The 16,382-nt window shown below is 67.9% G+C and carries 14 protein-coding genes and 1 pseudogene; 7 read left to right on the forward strand and 8 right to left on the reverse strand.

Annotated features, from left to right (window positions below; genetic code table 11):
* Positions 1–33 precede the first annotated feature (33 nt).
* Complete coding sequence (locus tag AC07NN_RS02170) at positions 34–522, forward strand: hypothetical protein (RefSeq protein ID WP_494637499.1); 489 nt, start codon at positions 34–36, stop codon at positions 520–522.
* A 4-nt stretch (positions 523–526) separates the two neighbouring features.
* Here AC07NN_RS02170 and epmA read toward each other — a convergent pair whose 3' ends face one another.
* Positions 527–1,573 carry an EF-P lysine aminoacylase EpmA gene (gene epmA, locus AC07NN_RS02175; RefSeq protein WP_494637500.1) on the reverse strand — a complete coding sequence of 349 codons (1,047 nt, stop codon included), beginning with the start codon at positions 1,571–1,573 and terminating at the stop codon, positions 527–529.
* Positions 1,574–1,690: 117 nt separating this feature from the next.
* On the opposite strand from epmA, the gene efp reads away from it, so the two are divergent.
* Positions 1,691–2,257, forward strand: coding sequence for an elongation factor P (gene efp / locus AC07NN_RS02180; RefSeq protein WP_494637501.1), 567 nt, complete (start codon positions 1,691–1,693; stop codon positions 2,255–2,257).
* 166 nt (positions 2,258–2,423) lie between these two features.
* On the opposite strand, the gene AC07NN_RS02185 is transcribed toward efp, so the two are convergent.
* A complete protein-coding gene (locus AC07NN_RS02185) occupies positions 2,424–4,913 on the reverse strand; it encodes a TonB-dependent receptor (protein WP_494637502.1) in 2,490 nt (829 codons plus the stop codon).
* Between the two features lie 115 nt (positions 4,914–5,028).
* On the opposite strand from AC07NN_RS02185, the pseudogene AC07NN_RS02190 reads away from it, so the two are divergent.
* Positions 5,029–5,181 (forward strand): annotated as a pseudogene (locus AC07NN_RS02190) (hypothetical protein); the annotation flags it as partial.
* A 46-nt stretch (positions 5,182–5,227) separates the two neighbouring features.
* Here the strand turns inward: AC07NN_RS02190 and AC07NN_RS02195 are convergent.
* Together AC07NN_RS02195 and AC07NN_RS02200 are read right to left on the reverse strand one after the other, a co-directional pair.
* A complete protein-coding gene (locus AC07NN_RS02195) occupies positions 5,228–9,250 on the reverse strand; it encodes a beta strand repeat-containing protein (RefSeq protein WP_494637503.1) in 4,023 nt (1,340 codons plus the stop codon).
* A 119-nt stretch (positions 9,251–9,369) separates the two neighbouring features.
* Entirely contained in the window at positions 9,370–10,284 is a 915-nt protein-coding gene (locus AC07NN_RS02200; protein WP_494637504.1) for a LysR family transcriptional regulator, read from the reverse strand.
* Positions 10,285–10,377: 93 nt separating this feature from the next.
* Between AC07NN_RS02200 and AC07NN_RS02205 the strand changes: the two genes are divergently transcribed.
* Entirely contained in the window at positions 10,378–11,394 is a 1,017-nt protein-coding gene (locus AC07NN_RS02205) for an NAD(P)H-binding protein (protein ID WP_494637505.1), read from the forward strand.
* A gap of 59 nt (positions 11,395–11,453) precedes the next feature.
* The gene (locus tag AC07NN_RS02210) at positions 11,454–11,990 is read left to right on the forward strand and encodes a YcxB family protein (RefSeq protein ID WP_494637506.1); all 537 of its coding nucleotides are present in this window, start codon (positions 11,454–11,456) and stop codon (positions 11,988–11,990) included.
* A 4-nt stretch (positions 11,991–11,994) separates the two neighbouring features.
* Here AC07NN_RS02210 and AC07NN_RS02215 read toward each other — a convergent pair whose 3' ends face one another.
* Entirely contained in the window at positions 11,995–12,816 is an 822-nt protein-coding gene (locus AC07NN_RS02215; protein ID WP_494637507.1) for a hypothetical protein, read from the reverse strand.
* Between the two features lie 33 nt (positions 12,817–12,849).
* Positions 12,850–13,743, reverse strand: coding sequence for a transcriptional regulator GcvA (gcvA, locus tag AC07NN_RS02220; RefSeq protein ID WP_494637508.1), 894 nt, complete (start codon positions 13,741–13,743; stop codon positions 12,850–12,852).
* Positions 13,744–13,904: 161 nt separating this feature from the next.
* Here gcvA and AC07NN_RS02225 point away from each other — a divergent pair, with 161 nt between their 5' ends.
* Positions 13,905–14,027 (forward strand): hypothetical protein, encoded by a 123-nt coding sequence (locus tag AC07NN_RS02225; protein WP_494637509.1) that lies wholly within the window; start codon positions 13,905–13,907, stop codon positions 14,025–14,027.
* A gap of 99 nt (positions 14,028–14,126) precedes the next feature.
* Here AC07NN_RS02225 and AC07NN_RS02230 read toward each other — a convergent pair whose 3' ends face one another.
* Positions 14,127–15,068: an electron transfer flavoprotein subunit alpha/FixB family protein gene (locus AC07NN_RS02230; protein ID WP_494637510.1), complete on the reverse strand. Its 942-nt coding sequence runs from the start codon at positions 15,066–15,068 to the stop codon at positions 14,127–14,129.
* A complete protein-coding gene (locus AC07NN_RS02235) occupies positions 15,068–15,814 on the reverse strand; it encodes an electron transfer flavoprotein subunit beta/FixA family protein (RefSeq protein ID WP_494637511.1) in 747 nt (248 codons plus the stop codon). The genes AC07NN_RS02230 and AC07NN_RS02235 overlap by 1 nt, the downstream gene beginning before the upstream one ends.
* 208 nt (positions 15,815–16,022) lie before the next feature.
* Here AC07NN_RS02235 and AC07NN_RS02240 point away from each other — a divergent pair, with 208 nt between their 5' ends.
* Positions 16,023–16,358 (forward strand): hypothetical protein, encoded by a 336-nt coding sequence (locus AC07NN_RS02240; RefSeq protein WP_494637512.1) that lies wholly within the window; start codon positions 16,023–16,025, stop codon positions 16,356–16,358.
* Positions 16,359–16,382: the final 24 nt, after the last annotated feature.

Consider the following 16,382-nt stretch of genomic DNA (forward strand, 5'->3'; position numbering starts at 1 on the left):
GCCGCCGTCTCCTACGACATCTCGGGGGCGGGCATGACAATTCAGAATCTGGGCAATCTTGGCGACTTCGTCAGCGGGGCCGGCGTGGTGGTCACCTTGCTCTACGCCTTCTTCGAATACCGGCGCAGCCGCAACGAGCGGGAGATGCAGACCGCCTTCGAGGGGGAGATCACTTGGTCAGACTTCAACCTTGCGATCGCCCAGGATCCGGCGCTCGCCGAGCTTTCCGTTCGGAGCTTCGCGCCGGACGCCGAGCCCGAAACCTTCTCAAGCGCTGAACTCGCCCAGTTGAATTTCGTCAGCCGCGCCTTCCTGCATCGTCTGGAGGCTCAGTGGTTCGTCTCGCACCGTCGTGGCCTGCCGCCCGAGATCTGGAAGAAGCGACGCCAGTGGGGGCGGGCCTATATCGAGGGGGCGATGGGGCGCATGGCCTGGGAACGTGAGAAGGCCAGCGGCAACCTGACCCAATCCTTCATCCAGGAAATCGAAACGGCGCCTCTGGTCACCGCCTTGCCGACCTAAGGCTTCAACCCGCCACCGGCGTCCAGACCACGTCCTCGATCCGCCGCGCGCCGGTGGCCAGCAGCACCAGCCGGTCGAAGCCCAGGGCCGAGCCGGAAGCCTCCGGCATGTGCGCCAGGGCGGCGAGGAAGTCCTCGTCGATCGGATAGCGCTCGCCATAGATGCGGGCCTTCTCGTCCATCTCGATCATGAACCGGCGGCGCTGCTCGGCCGGGTCGGTGAGTTCGCCGAAGGCGTTGGCCAGCTCGACACCGCAGGCATAGAGCTCGAACCGTTCGGCCACGCGCGGGTCGGCGTCCTTGGGCCGCGCCAGGGCGGCTTCCGAGATCGGATACTCGCACAGCACCGTGGCGCGGCCTTCGCCCAGGCGCGGCTCGACCTTCTCGACGATGATCCGGCTGAAGATGTCGGCCCAGCCATCGTCCTCCGCCACGCGGATCCCGGCGGCGCGGGCCTTGGCGGCGAGGGCGTCGCGGTCGGTGGAGCCGTCGGCGGCGACGCTGGCCAAGAGGTCGACCCCCGCATGACGCTGGAACGCCTCGGCCACCGACAGCCGTTCCGGCTCGGCGAAGGGATCGCAGGTCATGCCCCGGAAGTCGAAGCGCTTGGTCCCCGCCGTCTCGGCCGCCAGGGCCAAGAGGGTCGCGCAGTCGTCCATCAGGGTCTGGTAGGGTGCGTCGGCCCGGTACCACTCCAGCATCGTGAACTCGGGATGGTGCAGCGGCCCGCGCTCGCGGTTTCGCCACACCTTGCCCAGGCTGAAGATCTTCTCCTCGCCCGCCGCCAGCAGCTTCTTGCAGGCGAATTCCGGCGAGGTGTGCAGGTAGAGCGGCGAGGCCTCGCCCGAGATCGTCAGCGCCTGCGTGGCGAAGGCGTGCAGGTGCGCCTCGTTGCCCGGCGAGACCTGCAGGGCCGCGGCCTCGACCTCCTCGAACCCTTGCCCGTCGAACCAGGCGCGGAAGGCCTTGGTGATCCGGTTGCGGGCCAGCAGGAACGGTCGGCGGTCGGCGTGGACGTCGCTGCGCCACCAGGTGGAAGAGGTCTGGGACAAGGTCAAACCGAAGAAGCTGGAGATTTCGGCCCGTTCGCTATAGGAGGGCGGGCAAGGATCAATAGCACGATCGCGCCCGCGGCCTCGCGCGCGCTTTCATCTAAGGACGATAACTACGTGAAGGTCGCTGCCAGCTCGCTCCGCAAAGGCGCCGTCGTCGATATGGACGGCAAGCTCTATGTCGTCCTGACGGTCGACAACATCCACCCCGGCAAGGGCACTCCGGTGACCCAGCTGAACATGCGCCGCATCTCGGACGGGGTGAAGGTTTCGGAGCGCTATCGCACGACCGAGCAGGTCGAGCGCGCCTTCGTCGACCAGCGCAACCACACCTTCCTGTACCAGGACGCCGAAGGCTTCCACTTCATGAATCCGGAAAGCTACGACCAGCTCGTGGCCACGGAAGAAGTGATCGGCGACGCCGCGCCGTACCTGCAAGAGAACATGACGGTGCAGCTGTCGACGCACAACGACGTGCCGATCGCCATCGAACTGCCGCGCACCGTGGTCCTGGAAATCGTCGACACCGAACCGTCGGTGAAGGGCCAGACCGCCTCGTCGTCGTACAAGCCGGCCGTGCTCAGCAACGGCGTCAAGACGACCGTGCCGCCGTACATCACCGTCGGCACCCGCGTGATCATCCTGACGGAAGACAATTCCTATCAGGAACGCGCCAAGGACTAAGTCCTTAGGGGTTTGAAAGATCGAAGGCCCGGCGGGAAACCGCCGGGCCTTTTTCTTGGGCCGTCCTCGTCCTTCGACAGGCTCAGGATGAGGACTACTTTTGGACCGGTATCAGTCGGAAACCTCACCCTGAGCTTGTCGAAGGGCGAGGTTTCCGTTTCTCCGACTAGAACTCCGCCGATAGCGTCAGGTAGCCCATGCGCGGCGCCTGCGGGAAGGCCGTGTAGCCGCCCGAGTTGCTGGTCACGCCGGCCGTCGAGACGCCCTTCTTGTCGAAGAGGTTGGTGACATTGGCCGTCAGGCGCAGGCCTTTGACCATGCCGTCGGTCGGTGTGTCGAAGCTGTAGCCGGCCTGCAGGTCGACCAGCATCATCGCCTTCACCGACAGGTCGTTCAGGTAGGTGACGTAGCGCTTGCCGACATAGTCGCCGCTGATCTGGGCTTCGAACTTGCCGTAGTTCACGCGAGCGATGGTCTTGTTCATCCACTTCGGCGTCAGCGGGACGTACTTGCCTGAGGTGGCGACCGTGACCGGCGTCGAGATGCCGCCCACCAGGGTCGTGCCGCTCTGGTAGTCGCTGTCGTACTTCGACGAATTGTACGAGAGCGCGTTGTAGAGCTGGAAGTGCTCGCCGAACTTCAGGGTGCCGGCGACATCGACGCCCTTGGTGGTCACACCGCCGACATTGGCCAGGATGGCCGGCGCCGGGTTGATGAAGTTGTAGGGCGCGATGTTCAGCAGGCGGTTCTTGAACTTCACGTCGTAGACGTTGACCTGGCCCTCGACGCCGGTGATCGGGCCGAGGCTGACGTCACGGCGCGAGCGCAGGCCCAGCTCGTAGGTCCAGGCCGTTTCCGGCTTCACGGTCGACTTGAACAGCTCGAACGCCGCCTGGGTGCCCAGGCTCCACGCCGAGAAGCCGTAGAAGCCGCTGCCCGCGCCGTATGGGATGAACTGACGCATGTTCTGCTGGGCGTTGATGAACAGCTGGTCGTTCTCGCTGATGTCCCACAGCAGGCCCAGCTGCGGCAGGAACCACTTGTTCGACTCGATGCTGCCCGTCGGATAGCGGACCGGCACGGCCACCGTCGGCAGGTTCTGCTGGTTGATCGGGAACTTGCCGGTCGCGTCCTGCAGGCTCGACTTGAAGCCCGCCTGCAGCAGCAGGCTGGGGGTCACACGCCACTGGTCCTGCAGGTGCAGCTGGATGTCGTTGGTGAAGAACTCAGCGGCGTACTGGGTCAGGGCCTTCTTGCCGCGCGGCACGTCGTAGGGCGACAGGTCGTTGTTCTCGGCCGTCATCGGGTACCAGACGCGGTGCTGGGCCGGTTCGTTGTGCTCGAACCAGACGCCGCCCTTGATCTGGTGGTCGCCCAGGGTCCATTCGGCCGTCGACAGCAGGCCGGTGCGGTTGATGCGGTACTCGGTGGTGCGCACCGCGTTGCCCGAGCCGCCCATCAGGGCGACGATGTTGGCCAGGGTGCCGGCGCTGGTGGCCGAGCCGCCGACCACCAGGTTCGGATAGTAGGTGGCGAACAGCGCGGGCAGGCCGGCGGTGTTGACCGGGCCGGCCACGATGCCGCGACCGAAGTTGTAGTGGTGGTAGACTTGGTTGGTCCAACTAAACCCTTCCACTGGCCTCCAGGCGTACTTCACGTAGCCGATGATGTCTTCACGCTGGGCGGCGCTGAAGCAGTTCGAGAAGTTGTTGCCCTGGGCCGGCGGAGGGGTGCCTGGCCCGCCCGTCAGGCGGCTCGTGCAGGCGGCCAGGTCGGGATAGATGAACGGACGCGTATAGGGCGTGAAGCTGGCCGCGGCGGCGGTCTGCTGGTTGCCCATGGCGGTGGCGTCTTCGTTCGGCTCCACCTTCATCTGCCAGTCGGCATAGAGGGTCAGCTCGCCCTTCTCGCCCTCGTGGACCAGCTTCAGGTTCACCTGGTGGCCGCGCTGGTGGCCGTCGAAGTCCCAGGCCTTGGCGTCCTGGCGCACGTACGAGATGAAGCCCTTGAAGCCGTTGGCCATCTCGCCGGTGTCGAGACGCACGAAGGTGCGGCTGGTCTCGTTGCTGCCCACCGTCTGGCGGATGTTGAAGCCGCGCTCGGCCGACGGATCGCGGCTGAAGGTTTCGATGGCGCCGCCCAGGTTGCTGGTCGAGGCCACGCCCAGCGAGCCGGCGCCCGACGACAGGGTCACGCGGCTGACGTTCTCGCTGGTGATCGCGCGCGAGACCGACAGGCCGTTGTAGTTGCCGTACTGCTGGTCGCCCAGCGGCACGCCGTCCAGGGTGTAGCCCAGCTGCTGGGTCGAGAAGCCGTGGACGAACAGCGACAGGTTCTGCTCGTTGTTGCCCCACGGATCGGCGGTCCGATAGACGACGCCGGGCAGGAACTGGATGGCCTTCAGCGGATTGGCGCCGGGGAGGACGCGCTGGATCTGCTGGGCTTCCATGGCCACCGCCGAACGCGTCTCGCGCTGGCTGGTGATGATGACCTGCTCGACGGTCGAATCGGTGTCGCCGGTCGGGTTGGCGGCGGTCGTCGCCACAGCCGCGTCGGCGGCATGGGCGCTCGTGGCCAGGCCGCCAGCCATCAGGGCGGCCAAGGCCGCGCCGCACCAGAGCCGCGTCTGGCGGCCGTTCGTCTTCGTGGAATGCATGTGCCCTTATCCCCTTCGCGAATGCGATTGGGCCGGGGATAGGGGCGCGGTGAGACGAGCCGGCGACTGATCCATGACGCTCGCGTGATGGTGGCGCCGGGCCACAGGGGCGGATTTGGGAAGCTCGCCCTCTGACCTTTCCAAATACCCGTCATTCCCGCCCTTGTGGCGGGAACCCCTCTGTCGGTCGCAGGTGCGGTGGGGGCGGATCGCTGGCGATCCGCTAGCGTCTCACGTGCCAGCTGAACCAGGGGTTCCCGCCACAAGGCGGGAATGACGGGAGGTTTTTAGAAGGCCGAGTTGGCGACCGCCCCCTACAGCCCGATCGCCTCCAGCTGGGCGCGGTTCATGGCGTCCAGTTGCGCGGCGGTCAGCTTGTTGATCTGGGCGCGGGACAGCTCGCCCAGCTGGGTCGGACTGAAGGCGGCGATCTGCTCGCTGGTGAAGCCCGGGATCTGGCTGGGCATGATCTGGTCGATCTGGGTGGCGCTCAGCGCCTGGATCGCCCGGGTCGGCAGCTGGCCGACCTGGGTGGTGGTCAGGGCGCCAAGCTGCGCTCCGGAGAGGCGGGCCAGGCCGTCGGTCCCCAGCGCCGCCAACTGGTCGGCGGTGAAGCCCCGGACCTGGGCGGCGGTCAGGCCGCCGAACTGATCGCTGGAGAGACCGCCCAGCGCCGTCAGGGACAGAGCCCCGACCTGGCTGCTGGTCAGGGCCGCCACCTGGGTCTTGCTGAACTCACCGATATCGACCGACGACAGACCGCGCACCTGCACCGGCGTCAGGGCCGCGATCTGGCCGGCGGTCATGGCCGCGACCTGGGTCATGCTCAGCGCCGAGATGTCGGCGGCCGAGAAGCCCTCGATCTGCGCCGCGCCCAGGGCGGCGATCTGGGTGGCGGTGAAGTCGCCGATGTCGGCCGTGTCGAACTGTTCGATCTGGCTGGTCGTCAGGCCGCGCACCTGGGTGGCGGTCAGGCGGGCGAACTGGGTGGCGTTCAGGGCCGAGAGGATCTCGCCGCGCACCGCCCCGACCTGGCCGGCCGACAGCGCCGCGACCTGGGTCTCCGACAGCGCGCCGAAGGTCGATGCGTCCAGGCCGGCGATCTGGGTCGTCGAGAGGCCACCGACCTGGGTGGCGCTCAGATTGGGCAGGCGGCTGGTTCCCAGGGCCGCGAAGGCCGAGGACGACAGGGAGCCGATCTGAGCGGCCGACAGCGACGCCAGCTCGGTGGCGTCCAGGCTGGCCATCACCGTGGTCGAGACCCCGGCCATCTGGCTGGCGCCCAGTTGGCCGAGGCGCCCGCGCACCAGGGCGTCGGGCAGGGCCGTCAGCTGGGTCGAGGTCAGGCCGGCGAACTGGGTGGCCGACATGCCGGCGATCACCGTGCTGGGCAGGGCGCCCATACTGGTCGCCGACAGCGCGCCGATCTGGGCCGGGGTGAAGCCGGAGAGCTGGCTGGCGGAGAACTCGGCGAAGTCGGTCGCCGACAGCGATCCGACCTGGGTGGTGGAGAGGCCCTGGACCTGGGTGGTCGACAGCCGCGCGACCTGGGTGGCGGTCAGGGCCGAGAAGGCGGTCGGCGTCAGGGCGGCCAGGAAGCCGCCCGATAGGCCGCTGACCTGGGTGGTGGCCAGACCCGCCAGCTGCTCGCCGGTCAGACTGGCCGCCTGGGTCGCCGACAGGCCGGCCAGCTGGGTGGCGGCCAGGCCCGAGACCTGGGTCGCGGACAGGGCGGGCAGGGCGTCGGTCGCCAGCGAACCGAGCTGCACCGAGGTCAGGGCCGCCAGCTGGGTGGTCGACAGGCCGCCGACCTGCGACGGCCGCAGGGCCGAAATCTGCGAGGCCGCCAGGGCCTTCAGCTGGGCGTCGGTCATGGCGGCCAGCTGGTTCGCGCCCAGGGCGGCCATGCCGGTGGCGGTCAGGCCGGGCACCTGGGTGGCGGAGAGCGCGCTCACCTGGGTGGCGCTGAACTCGCCGATGTCCTCGGCGGAGAGGCCGCGCAGCTGGGTGAAGGTCAGCGCGCCGACCTGGGCGGTCGACAGGGCCGCGACGTGGGCGGCGTCCAGGGCCGACACGGCGGCGGGGGCGAGGCCGGAGATCTGCAGCGGCGTCAGCTGCGCCAGGCGCGTGGTGTCCAGGTTCGCCAGGGCGGTGGTCGAGAGCCCGGTCAGCTGGGTGGAGCGCAGGGCGGTCCACTGGGTGACGCTCAGTGCCTGCAGGTCGGCGGCGTCCAGAGTCCCCAGCTGGGTGGTCCCCAGGCCCTGGATCTGGCTGGCGCTCAGGCCCGCCCATTGCGTGGCCGAGAACCCGCCGATCAGCTCGGCCGACAGCGCGCCGATCTGGGTGGCGGTCAGGGCCGCGACCTGGGTCGGTCCGAAGGCGGCGAAGACCGTGGTGGCCAGGCCCTTGATCTGGCCGGTCGTCAGGCCGCGGATCTGGTTGGCGTCCAGCCGTCCCAGGCCCTCGGGCGACAGGCGGCTGAGATTGGTCGCCGACAGGCCGGATATCTGGCTGGGAGTCAGCGCGCCGACCTGGGTGGCGCTGAGGGCGCCGGCCATGGTCGAGGGCATGCCGGCCACCTGGTCGGCGGTCAGGGCGCGCAGCTGGAACGGGCCGAGGGCGGCGATCTGGGTGGTCGATAGCGCCGCCAGCGCCGTGGCCGGCAGCTTGGCGATCTGGGTTCCGCCCAGGGCTCCGACCGCCGTGGCCGGCAGCCGGGTCAGCAGGCCGCCGACCTGGGTCCCGTCCAGGACGCCGATCTGGGTCGTGCTGAACTGGCCGACATCGGTCTCCGACAGGCCCCGCAGCTGGGTGACCGTCAGGCCCTTCATCTGGTTGAGCGACAGCTGGGCGGTCTCGTCGGCGTCCAGCGACGACAGGGCCTCGGGCGACAGGCCCGCGATCTGGGTTCCGGTCAGGCCCCGCAGCTCGGTCGAGGACAGGCGGCCGATATCGGTGACCGAGAACGCCTTCAACTGGGTCGCCGAGACGCTCTGAAGTTGGACGGGGGCGAGCGGGCCGACGCCGCGCAGGACGGCCAGCTGGGTTCCGGACAGGGCGGCGATCTGGCCGCCGGCCAGCGCCCCGGCCTGCTCGCTGGAGAGGGCCGCGATGTCGGTGGTCGACAGGGCCTTCAGCTGCAGCGCGGTCAGGGCCTTGATCTGGCTGGTCGTGAACTGGCCGAAGTCCTCGTCCGACAGGCCCGCCAGGCGCTCGGGCGGCAGTTCGCGGATCTGGGTGGCGGTGAAGGCCTTCAACTGCACCCGGGTGAACTCGTTGAAGTCCTCGCCGTTCAGGCCCTTCAACTGGGTGGCGTTCAGGCGGGCGATCTGGTTGGCGCTGAGCGCGTCCACCTGAGTGGCGTTCAGCCGCGAGACGCCGGTGGCCGCCAGGCCGCTGATCGCGGCCGGATCCAGCGCCGCGATCTGGGATGTGGAGAGGCCCGCGATCGCCGTGATCGACAGGGCGGCGGTCTGGTTCGCGGCCAGGCCGGCCAGCTGGGCGGGCGTCAGGGCGTCCAGCAGCGCCGAGCCCGCGCGACCGACCTCGGTGGCCGACAGGGCGCGGACCTGGCTCGGGGCCAGGCCCGCCAGACGCGTGGCGCCCAGGGCCTTCAGCTGGTCGGCGTTGAGCGCCGACATCTGCGCGATGCTGGCGCCGCGCCACTGGTCTGCGGTGGTCAGGGCCACCGTCTGGGCCGACAGGCCGCGCAGGGTGACCGCCGACAGCGCGCCGAACTGGGTGGGAGTCAGGGCGGCGACCTGCTCGGCCGAGAAGCCGCCAAACTGTGTCGGGGTCAGGCTGCCGACCTGGGCGGTGGTCAGGGCCGCGATCTGGTCGGTGCTGAACTCGGCGACGTCGGTGGCCGACAAGGACCGCACCTGGGGCGTGGACAGGGCCCGCACCTGGGCCAGGGACAGGCTGCGCACCTGCTCCTGCGAGAGGGCCGACAACGCCGTGACCGTCAGGGCCGACATCTGGGTGGTCCGTAGGCCGTCCAGCGCCTGGGTGCTCAGGCTGGCGACCTGGGTGCGCGACAGCGCCTGGGTCTGGGCCTGGCTCAACACCTCCAGCTGGCTCTGGCTGAAGGTGATCGCCGTCGACAGGCGCGGCAGTTGGGCGGCGGTCAGGCCGTTGACCTGGCGGGTCTCGAAGGCCGCGAACTGCTCGGCGCTGAGCGAGCCGATCGCCGTGACCGAGATCGCCGCCACCTGCTGGGCGGTCAGCCTGGCGAACTCCGTCGCCGGGGTCGCCGCCAGGGCCGCGCCGGTCAGGGCCGCGATCCGGGTCGTCGACAGGCTGGATAGGGCCGAGGTGTCCGGGCCGACGACCGCCATCAGCTTACTCCACTGGACTGACCGGCCCCCTTCGCTTCCGGAAGGCTCGCGGCTCACAGCGCCGCCAACTTCCAGGCAGCGATTCGCGCGCATCCACTTTAGGTGGAGTCGTGTTTAGTTCAAACTGTATTTCCGATCCGGGCATAATCCGTCAAGCCCGCGACCAGGGCGTCGAACACCAGGCGCACCCGGCGGACGTCCTTCAGGTCCTCGTGGGTGACGACGAAGGTCTCCAGATCGAAGTGGAAGCTGCCCGCCAGCACCCGCTCCAGCATCGGGTCGCGGGCGGCCAGGCCGACCTGGCAGATGCCCAGCCCCAGCCCCGCGCGGATCGCCTGCAGCTGGGCCACATCGTTGTCGGAGCGGAACGAGAAGTCCTCGACCCGCATGTCCAGGCCCATCGCCTTCACCGTCCGCACGCCGATGGTCTCGGTCTCGTAGCCGACCAGCGGCAGGCGGCGGGCCTCCTCGAAGGTGGCGGGACGGCCCCAGGCGTCCAGCAGGCGCTTGTGGGCGTGCATGCCCAGGCTGATGTTCCCGACCCGCTTGGCGACCAGGGCTTCCTGGGTGGGGCGGACCATGCGCACGGCGATATCGGCCTCGCGGCGCAGCAGGTCCTCGCTGCGGTTGGTCAGGGCCAGCTCGAAGACCAGGCCCGGATGATCCTCGCGCAGCCGCGCCAGGATGGCGGGCAGCACCTCCATGCCGACCACCTCGCTGGCGGTGATCCGCACCACGCCCGAGGCCGCCTCCGCCTCCGCCGAGGCCGCGCGGGCCAGGGAGGCGGCGGCCATGGCCATGGCGCGCGCGTGCTGGGCCAGTTCGCGACCCAGGGCCGTGGGCGTCAGGCCCGAGGGCGAGCGGGTGAACAGCGCCACGCCCAGCTGGGCCTCCAGGTCCTCGATCCGTCGGCGCACCGTGGGCTGGGCCGCGCCCAGCTGGCGGGCGGCGGCCGACAGGCTGCCGGTGTCGATCACGGCCAGGAAGGCGCGCTGCCGTTCCCAGTCCGTGGCGGTGGGGAGATCGAGGCTCATCTATTTTTGATAATCTGATCGCTCATTCTCGGCAATTTCTATCAGGCGGGTCGTACGGCACCTTCTGGTCATCACGTAGCTGAGGAGCCGCCCATGACCACCACCAACCCGAACCGCCTCGCCCTCGTCCTCGGCGCCAATGGCGGCGTGGGCGGAGAGACCGCCGCCGCCTTGGTCCGCCACGGCTGGACCGTCCGCGCCCTGGTGCGCGATCCGGCCAAGGGGAACCTGCCGGGCGTCCAGTACGTGAAGGGTGACGCCATGGACCGCGACGCGGTGGTCGCCGCCGCCCAGGGCGCCGCCGTCATCATCCACGCCGTGAACCCGCCCGGTTATCGCGGCTGGGCGCAGCAAGTGCTGCCGATGATCGACAACACCCTCGCCGCCGCCCGGGCCAGCGGTGCGCGCATCCTGCTGCCGGGCACGATCTACAACTACGACCCCGCCGCCCAGGCTCTGATCGACGAGACCACGCCCCAGCGCGCCTTCACCCGCAAGGGCCAGATCCGGATCGCGATGGAGGCACGACTTGAGGCCGCCGCTAGCGAAGGCGTCCGCTCGCTGATCCTGCGGGCCGGCGACTACTTCGGGCCGCGCTCCACCCAGAACAGCTGGTTCGCCTCGGGCCTGGTCAAGCCGGGCGAGGCGGTGAAGGCCATCCTCTATCCGGGCGACATTTCCCGTCATGGGGGCGTCGGCCACGCCTGGGCCTATCTGCCCGACGTCGGCGAGACCTTCGCCCGCCTGGCCGACCGCGAGGCCGAGCAGCCGGCCTTCGCGCGCTTCCACTTCGACGGCCATTGGGACGCGGACGGGACGGCCATGATCCGCGCCATCGCCCGCGCGGCCGGTCAAAGCCGTCCCAATGTCCGGAGCCTGCCATGGGGCCTGCTGCCGATCGCCGGCCTGTTCAGCGAAACCCTGCGCGAACTGGCCGAGATGCGGCCGTTCTGGCGCTCGCCGGTCCGTCTGGACAACCGCAAGCTGGTCGCCTTCCTGGGCGAGGAACCGCGCACGCCGCTGGACGTGGCGGTGGCGGCGACGATGCGGGGGTTGGGGGTGCCGGTGGCCGAGGCCGCACTGACGCTGCGCGTGGCGCGGGCGGCTTGAGCTTGGCGCGAGCGGCGGGGTCGGCTAGGCCTGCAGCCTTAGGTTTGCCTGGAGCCGCCATGTCGTCCGCCACTATCACACTCACCGCCCAGGATCTGCTGGCTGGTTGGCGGCTCCAGCGTCGCAAGAGCGTGGTCGTCCAGGTCTCGCGATTTGTGCCGGTTTTCCTGGTCGCCATCTATCTCTGGGCGCTCTGGCCGAACGTCGCCGACTATGGCTGGCAGGCGGCGTTCCAGGACGTCACCATGCCGATCCTGGTCGTGGTCCTGGTCGCTTCGAACCTTCTGCAGGACTTCGTGCTGCTGCCCCGCCGCGCCAAAAAGATCATGACGCAGCAGAAGGGCCTGGGCGGCGAGATCACCTACGACTGGGACCGGGACGGCATGCGGGTGACCGGCGAGACGGGGCACAGCCGCCTAGCGTGGGGCGACTATGTGCGGTGGCTGGAGGACGACGCCATCCTGCTGCTGTTCCAGAGCGATTCCATCTTCAACCTGCTGCCCAAGCGCAGCTTGACCGCCGAACAGGTCTCCGAGATCCGCGGACATCTGACCGCGGCGATCGGCAAGGCCGGGGCGCGGAAGAGGGCGGCCTAGTCTTTCAGGTTTGAGCTAGTGCATCCATCTTAAATTCAACCATAACGAGAAAATCCCGTGGTGCTTCAGCTAATAGTTCGGATTCTTCACCGCCATGCTGGTCTACGTACGCTTGGGCGGCGCGAACCAGAGAGCTTTCAACCTTCGTCTCTATCTCCGCAAGCAGCTCTCCTAGGCGCCGGATCATAGGTCCCAATTCGACAAGTTGATCAAACGCATTGAAGAAAAATAGATCCACTGGTGTTGCGAAGCCGGTAGGGCCAGGAGCTAGAGCTGGAATTCGAAATCCCTCAGATACCTTGCCGGTCATCAGCATGAAGCTGGTGCCTTTAGTGATCTTTGAAATGCCATCCACCTCAACGATGTCATCGTCGTTGATATAAAGAAACGAGAGAGATCCGAATATTGGCTGGCGTCGTGTCCTCTGGGAGGCGATGTTGGAGACGTTCTGATCAAGATGATCCATCATCCGTCGCATTTCGTGAAAACACTGCGTATCTTCGAGCCAGGACGAAAGAGATTGACCTGGTGTCTTTACTAAGGAGCGGAGCAGGAGGCGAGCGGCGTGAAGATCATCCACAATGGTCCAAGCCATGCTGAACAAGGCGGTGCGCTCAAGACTTGAGATGTCGCCACCATTCCGTCCGCAGGTTATTGCTGTGTTCCTGATATTTCTGAAGGCATATGTGACGGAATCCGCAATATGGACTAGCGCATCCAAGCGAATGCGCTGCTCGTTGTCCGTGCACATTGGTAGTCTTCGAAGATAGCTGTCCTCGGGAAGTATTTGTTCCCCGAAGTAACGATCAATTGGAAACTCACCCATATCAATCCTTATGATGTCGATATAATTGGATATCTAGAAGCGTTCTCGCTCTCTCCGCTCCCCGTCCATCTCCTTCAGGAACCAGTCGCGGATCTTCAGGATCCTCGGCAGCTTCGGGTTCTCGGGGCGCCAGACGAAGTGGTGGCCCGTCGCCACGTCGACTTCGCCGGGCAGGGGGCGGACCAGGCGGCCGTCGCCCAGGTCGCGGCGGGCGATGCCGCTGCGGGCCAGGGCCACGCCGAGCCCTTGGGCGGCCGCGTCCAGCATCATCGAGCTGTCGTCGAAGCCCAGGGCCGGCGGCAGCTCTGGCGTTTCGACGCCCATGGCCTTGAACCAGGTCGACCACGGCAGGCCGGTGTGGCGCAGCAGCGGGGCCTGCAGCAGGTCCTCGGGCTTCTCGATCCGATAGCGCTTCAGCAGGTCAGGGCTGCACACCGGGAACAGCACCTCGTCGATCAGCCGCACTGACTCCGTGCCCGGCCAAGGCCCGACGCCGAAGCGAAAGGCGACGTCGGCGCCGTCGGTGACGAGGTCGGACATCCGGTCCTCGACCCGGATGGTCAGGTCCAGCTCGCCGGTCTCGGCCGAGAGGCGGGCCAGTTGGGTGACCAGCCAGCGGGTGGCGAAGGCGGCGCCGGTCGAAACCACGATCGGGCCGCTGGCGGCGCGGCGGGCGCTTTCGACCCCATGGCGCAGGGTGGTCATGGCTTCGGCGATCTGGGTCGCCAGGGCCGCGCCGGTGGAGGTGGGCTCCATCTGGTTGCCGCGCCGGGCGAACAGCTGGACTCCCAGCTCCTCCTCCAGCTTGCGGACCTGCTGACTGACGGCGCCGTGGGTGACGAACAGCTCGTCGGCCGCCCGGCTGTAGCTCTTGTGGCGAGCGGCGGCCTCCAGGGCGACCAGCGAGGAGAAGGGCGGCAGACGCATGGTCAAGATGTAGGGATGTTAGTCCAGCTCACAAGTTCCCGCAGATAGCATCGTTCGTAAAGCGGGGTCGCCTTCGTCATATTCAGTCTCGTGGAGCCGCTGATCACGGCCCGCCCCGCAAGACCCCGAAGATCCCCCAGACCTAATCCCGAGGAATGACAATGAAGACCCTGCTGATCGCGGGCGCGCTGGTGCTCGCCCTTGCCTCGAGCGTGACCGCCAAGTCGCCGACGCTCGCCGACCCTAACGCCGCCTGGGCCAAGCCGATCGTCACCGTGCGATAGGACCGGGCTCATGCCAAAACGGCGAAAGAAGCCCAAACGAAAAAGGCCCGGAGTCGCCTCCGGGCCTTTCTGTTGTCTGGAGCCTTCCGGCCGCCTGGCTTATTTGCCGGCGGCGGTCAGGGCGTCCATCAGTTCCGGCACGGCCGTCTTGTAGTCGGCCACCAGGCCGAAGTCGGCCACCTGGAAGATCGGCGCGTCGGCGTCCTTGTTGATCGCGACGATCACTTTGGAGTCCTTCATGCCGGCCAGATGCTGGATGGCGCCCGAGATGCCGATGGCGACGTACAGCGACGGCGCCACGACCTTGCCCGTCTGGCCGACCTGGTAGTCGTTCGGGGCATAGCCGGCGTCGACGGCCGCGCGCGAGGCGCCGACGGCGGCGCCCAGCTTGTCGGCCAGCGGCTCGATGACGCGCTGGAACTCCTCGGCCGAACCCATGGCGCGACCGCCCGAGACGACGATCTTGGCCGCGGCCAGTTCCGGGCGGTCCGACTTGACCATCTCTTCGCTGACGAAGCGGGTCTTGCCGGCGTCAGCGCCAGCGACGCTCTCGACCGAGGCCGAGCCACCTTCAGCCGCCGCCGCGAAGGCGGTCGGACGGACGGTGATCACCTTCTTGCCGTCCGACGACTGGATGGTCTCCAAGGCGTTGCCGGCGTAGATCGGGCGCACGAAGGTGTCGGCCGACACGACTTCGATGATTTCCGAGATCGGGGCGACGTCCAGCTTGGCGGCGACGCGCGGGGCGAAGTTCTTGCCGCCGGCGGTGGCCGGGACGAGGATCGCATCATAGTTGCCGGCGAGAGCCAGCACCGCGTCGGCTTGCGCTTCGGCCACGCCGTGGCCCAGGGCGTCGGACTCGGCCAGCAGCACCTTGCGGACGCCGGCGATCTTGGCGGCGGCGTCGGCCACGGCCTTGGCGCCCTTGCCCAGGACCAGCACGTCCACGTCGCCCGAGATCTTCAGGGCGGCGGTGACGGTCTTGTGGGTGCCATCGCGCAGGTGCGCGTTGTCGTTATCGGCGACGACGAGAACAGCCATTACAGCACCCCCGCGGTGTTGAGCTTCGACACGAGGTCAGCGGCGGTTTCGACCTTGATGCCGGCCGAGCGCTTGGCGGGCTCGGTGACCTTCAGGACCTTCAGGCGCGGAGCGACGTCGACGCCGTAGTCGGCGACGGTCTTCTGCGCGATTTCCTTCTTCTTCGCCTTCATGATGTTGGGCAGCGAAGCGTAGCGCGGCTCGTTGAGGCGCAGGTCGGCGGTGACGACGGCCGGCAGGTCAACGTCCAGGGTCTGCAGACCGCCATCGACTTCGCGGGTGACCTTGGCGGTCGAACCCGAGACTTCGAGGGCCGAGGCGTAGGTAGCTTGCGGCCAGCCCAGCAGGGCCGACAGCATCTGGCCGACGGCGTTGTTGTCGCCATCGATCGCCTGCTTGCCCATCAGGACGAGGTTCGGGCCTTCTTCAGCCACCACGGCGGCCAGCAGCTTGGCGACGGCCAGCGGCTCGAGGTCGGCGTCGGAGGTGATCAGGACGCCACGGTCGCCGCCCATGGCCAGCGCCGTGCGGATCGTTTCCTGGGCTTGCGCCGGACCGATGCTGACGATGACGACCTCGGTCGCCACGCCTTTTTCCTTGAGACGGACGGCTTCCTCGACCGCGATCTCGCAGAAGGGGTTCATCGACATCTTGACGTTCGCAAGGTCGACGCCGGTCTGGTCCGCCTTAACGCGGGCCTTCACGTTGTAATCGATAACCCGTTTGACCGGGACTAGGACCTTCATCGGTTTCCACCGCCTCCAGGCTTGTGTTTCTCCTGCTCGGCAACCGACTTACCTCTTCGGCGCCGCAATGCAAGTTTCCCTTCGCGTAAACGTAATGCCGTAAGGGGCTCAACGTTCAAACACTTGTACGATTTCCCGGACCATGTGGCGCCGCAACACCGACGCGGCCCAATTCCCTTGAACGCTGAAAGGCGGTAAGGGGCGGCGCATGAACAAGACGATCAACCGCTTGAAGTACGCCTTCCTGGGCCTGTTCCTGCTCGGCAGCGCCGGCGTCGTCGCCTACCACGGCCTGTGGGTGTGGCCGAAGGAGAAGTGCGAGAAGAGCGGCGGCGCCTGGGCCGGCAAGTGGCTGAAGTGCGCCAGCGTCTATCCGATCGAGACCTGGACCCGCCGCCCGCGCGGCACGCCGCCGCTGAACGGCCAGAAGGCGGACGGCCCGACGGCCGACGCGCCGACCAAGGCGGCGGTGGATCCGGACGCGCCGGCGGCGGCTCCGGCTCCGGCGGCGAAGGCCGCTCCGGTGGCTGCGGAAAAGAAGTAGGTCAGCGCCCTGCGTGATCCTCGC

It is taken from the genome of Caulobacter sp. GW821-FHT09H08, from assembly GCF_059415885.1.

Coding starts and splice junctions, on each gene's coding strand:
- AC07NN_RS02170 (WP_494637499.1), top strand. CDS start 34: ATGACAATTCAGAATCTGGGCAATCTTGGCGACTTCGTCAGCGGGGCC.
- AC07NN_RS02185 (WP_494637502.1), bottom strand. CDS start 4,913: ATGCATTCCACGAAGACGAACGGCCGCCAGACGCGGCTCTGGTGCGGC.
- AC07NN_RS02195 (WP_494637503.1), bottom strand. CDS start 9,250: ATGGCGGTCGTCGGCCCGGACACCTCGGCCCTATCCAGCCTGTCGACG.
- AC07NN_RS02200 (WP_494637504.1), bottom strand. CDS start 10,284: ATGAGCCTCGATCTCCCCACCGCCACGGACTGGGAACGGCAGCGCGCC.
- AC07NN_RS02205 (WP_494637505.1), top strand. CDS start 10,378: ATGACCACCACCAACCCGAACCGCCTCGCCCTCGTCCTCGGCGCCAAT.
- AC07NN_RS02210 (WP_494637506.1), top strand. CDS start 11,454: ATGTCGTCCGCCACTATCACACTCACCGCCCAGGATCTGCTGGCTGGT.
- AC07NN_RS02215 (WP_494637507.1), bottom strand. CDS start 12,816: ATGGGTGAGTTTCCAATTGATCGTTACTTCGGGGAACAAATACTTCCC.
- gcvA (WP_494637508.1), bottom strand. CDS start 13,743: ATGCGTCTGCCGCCCTTCTCCTCGCTGGTCGCCCTGGAGGCCGCCGCT.
- AC07NN_RS02225 (WP_494637509.1), top strand. CDS start 13,905: ATGAAGACCCTGCTGATCGCGGGCGCGCTGGTGCTCGCCCTTGCCTCG.
- AC07NN_RS02230 (WP_494637510.1), bottom strand. CDS start 15,068: ATGGCTGTTCTCGTCGTCGCCGATAACGACAACGCGCACCTGCGCGAT.
- AC07NN_RS02235 (WP_494637511.1), bottom strand. CDS start 15,814: ATGAAGGTCCTAGTCCCGGTCAAACGGGTTATCGATTACAACGTGAAG.
- AC07NN_RS02240 (WP_494637512.1), top strand. CDS start 16,023: ATGAACAAGACGATCAACCGCTTGAAGTACGCCTTCCTGGGCCTGTTC.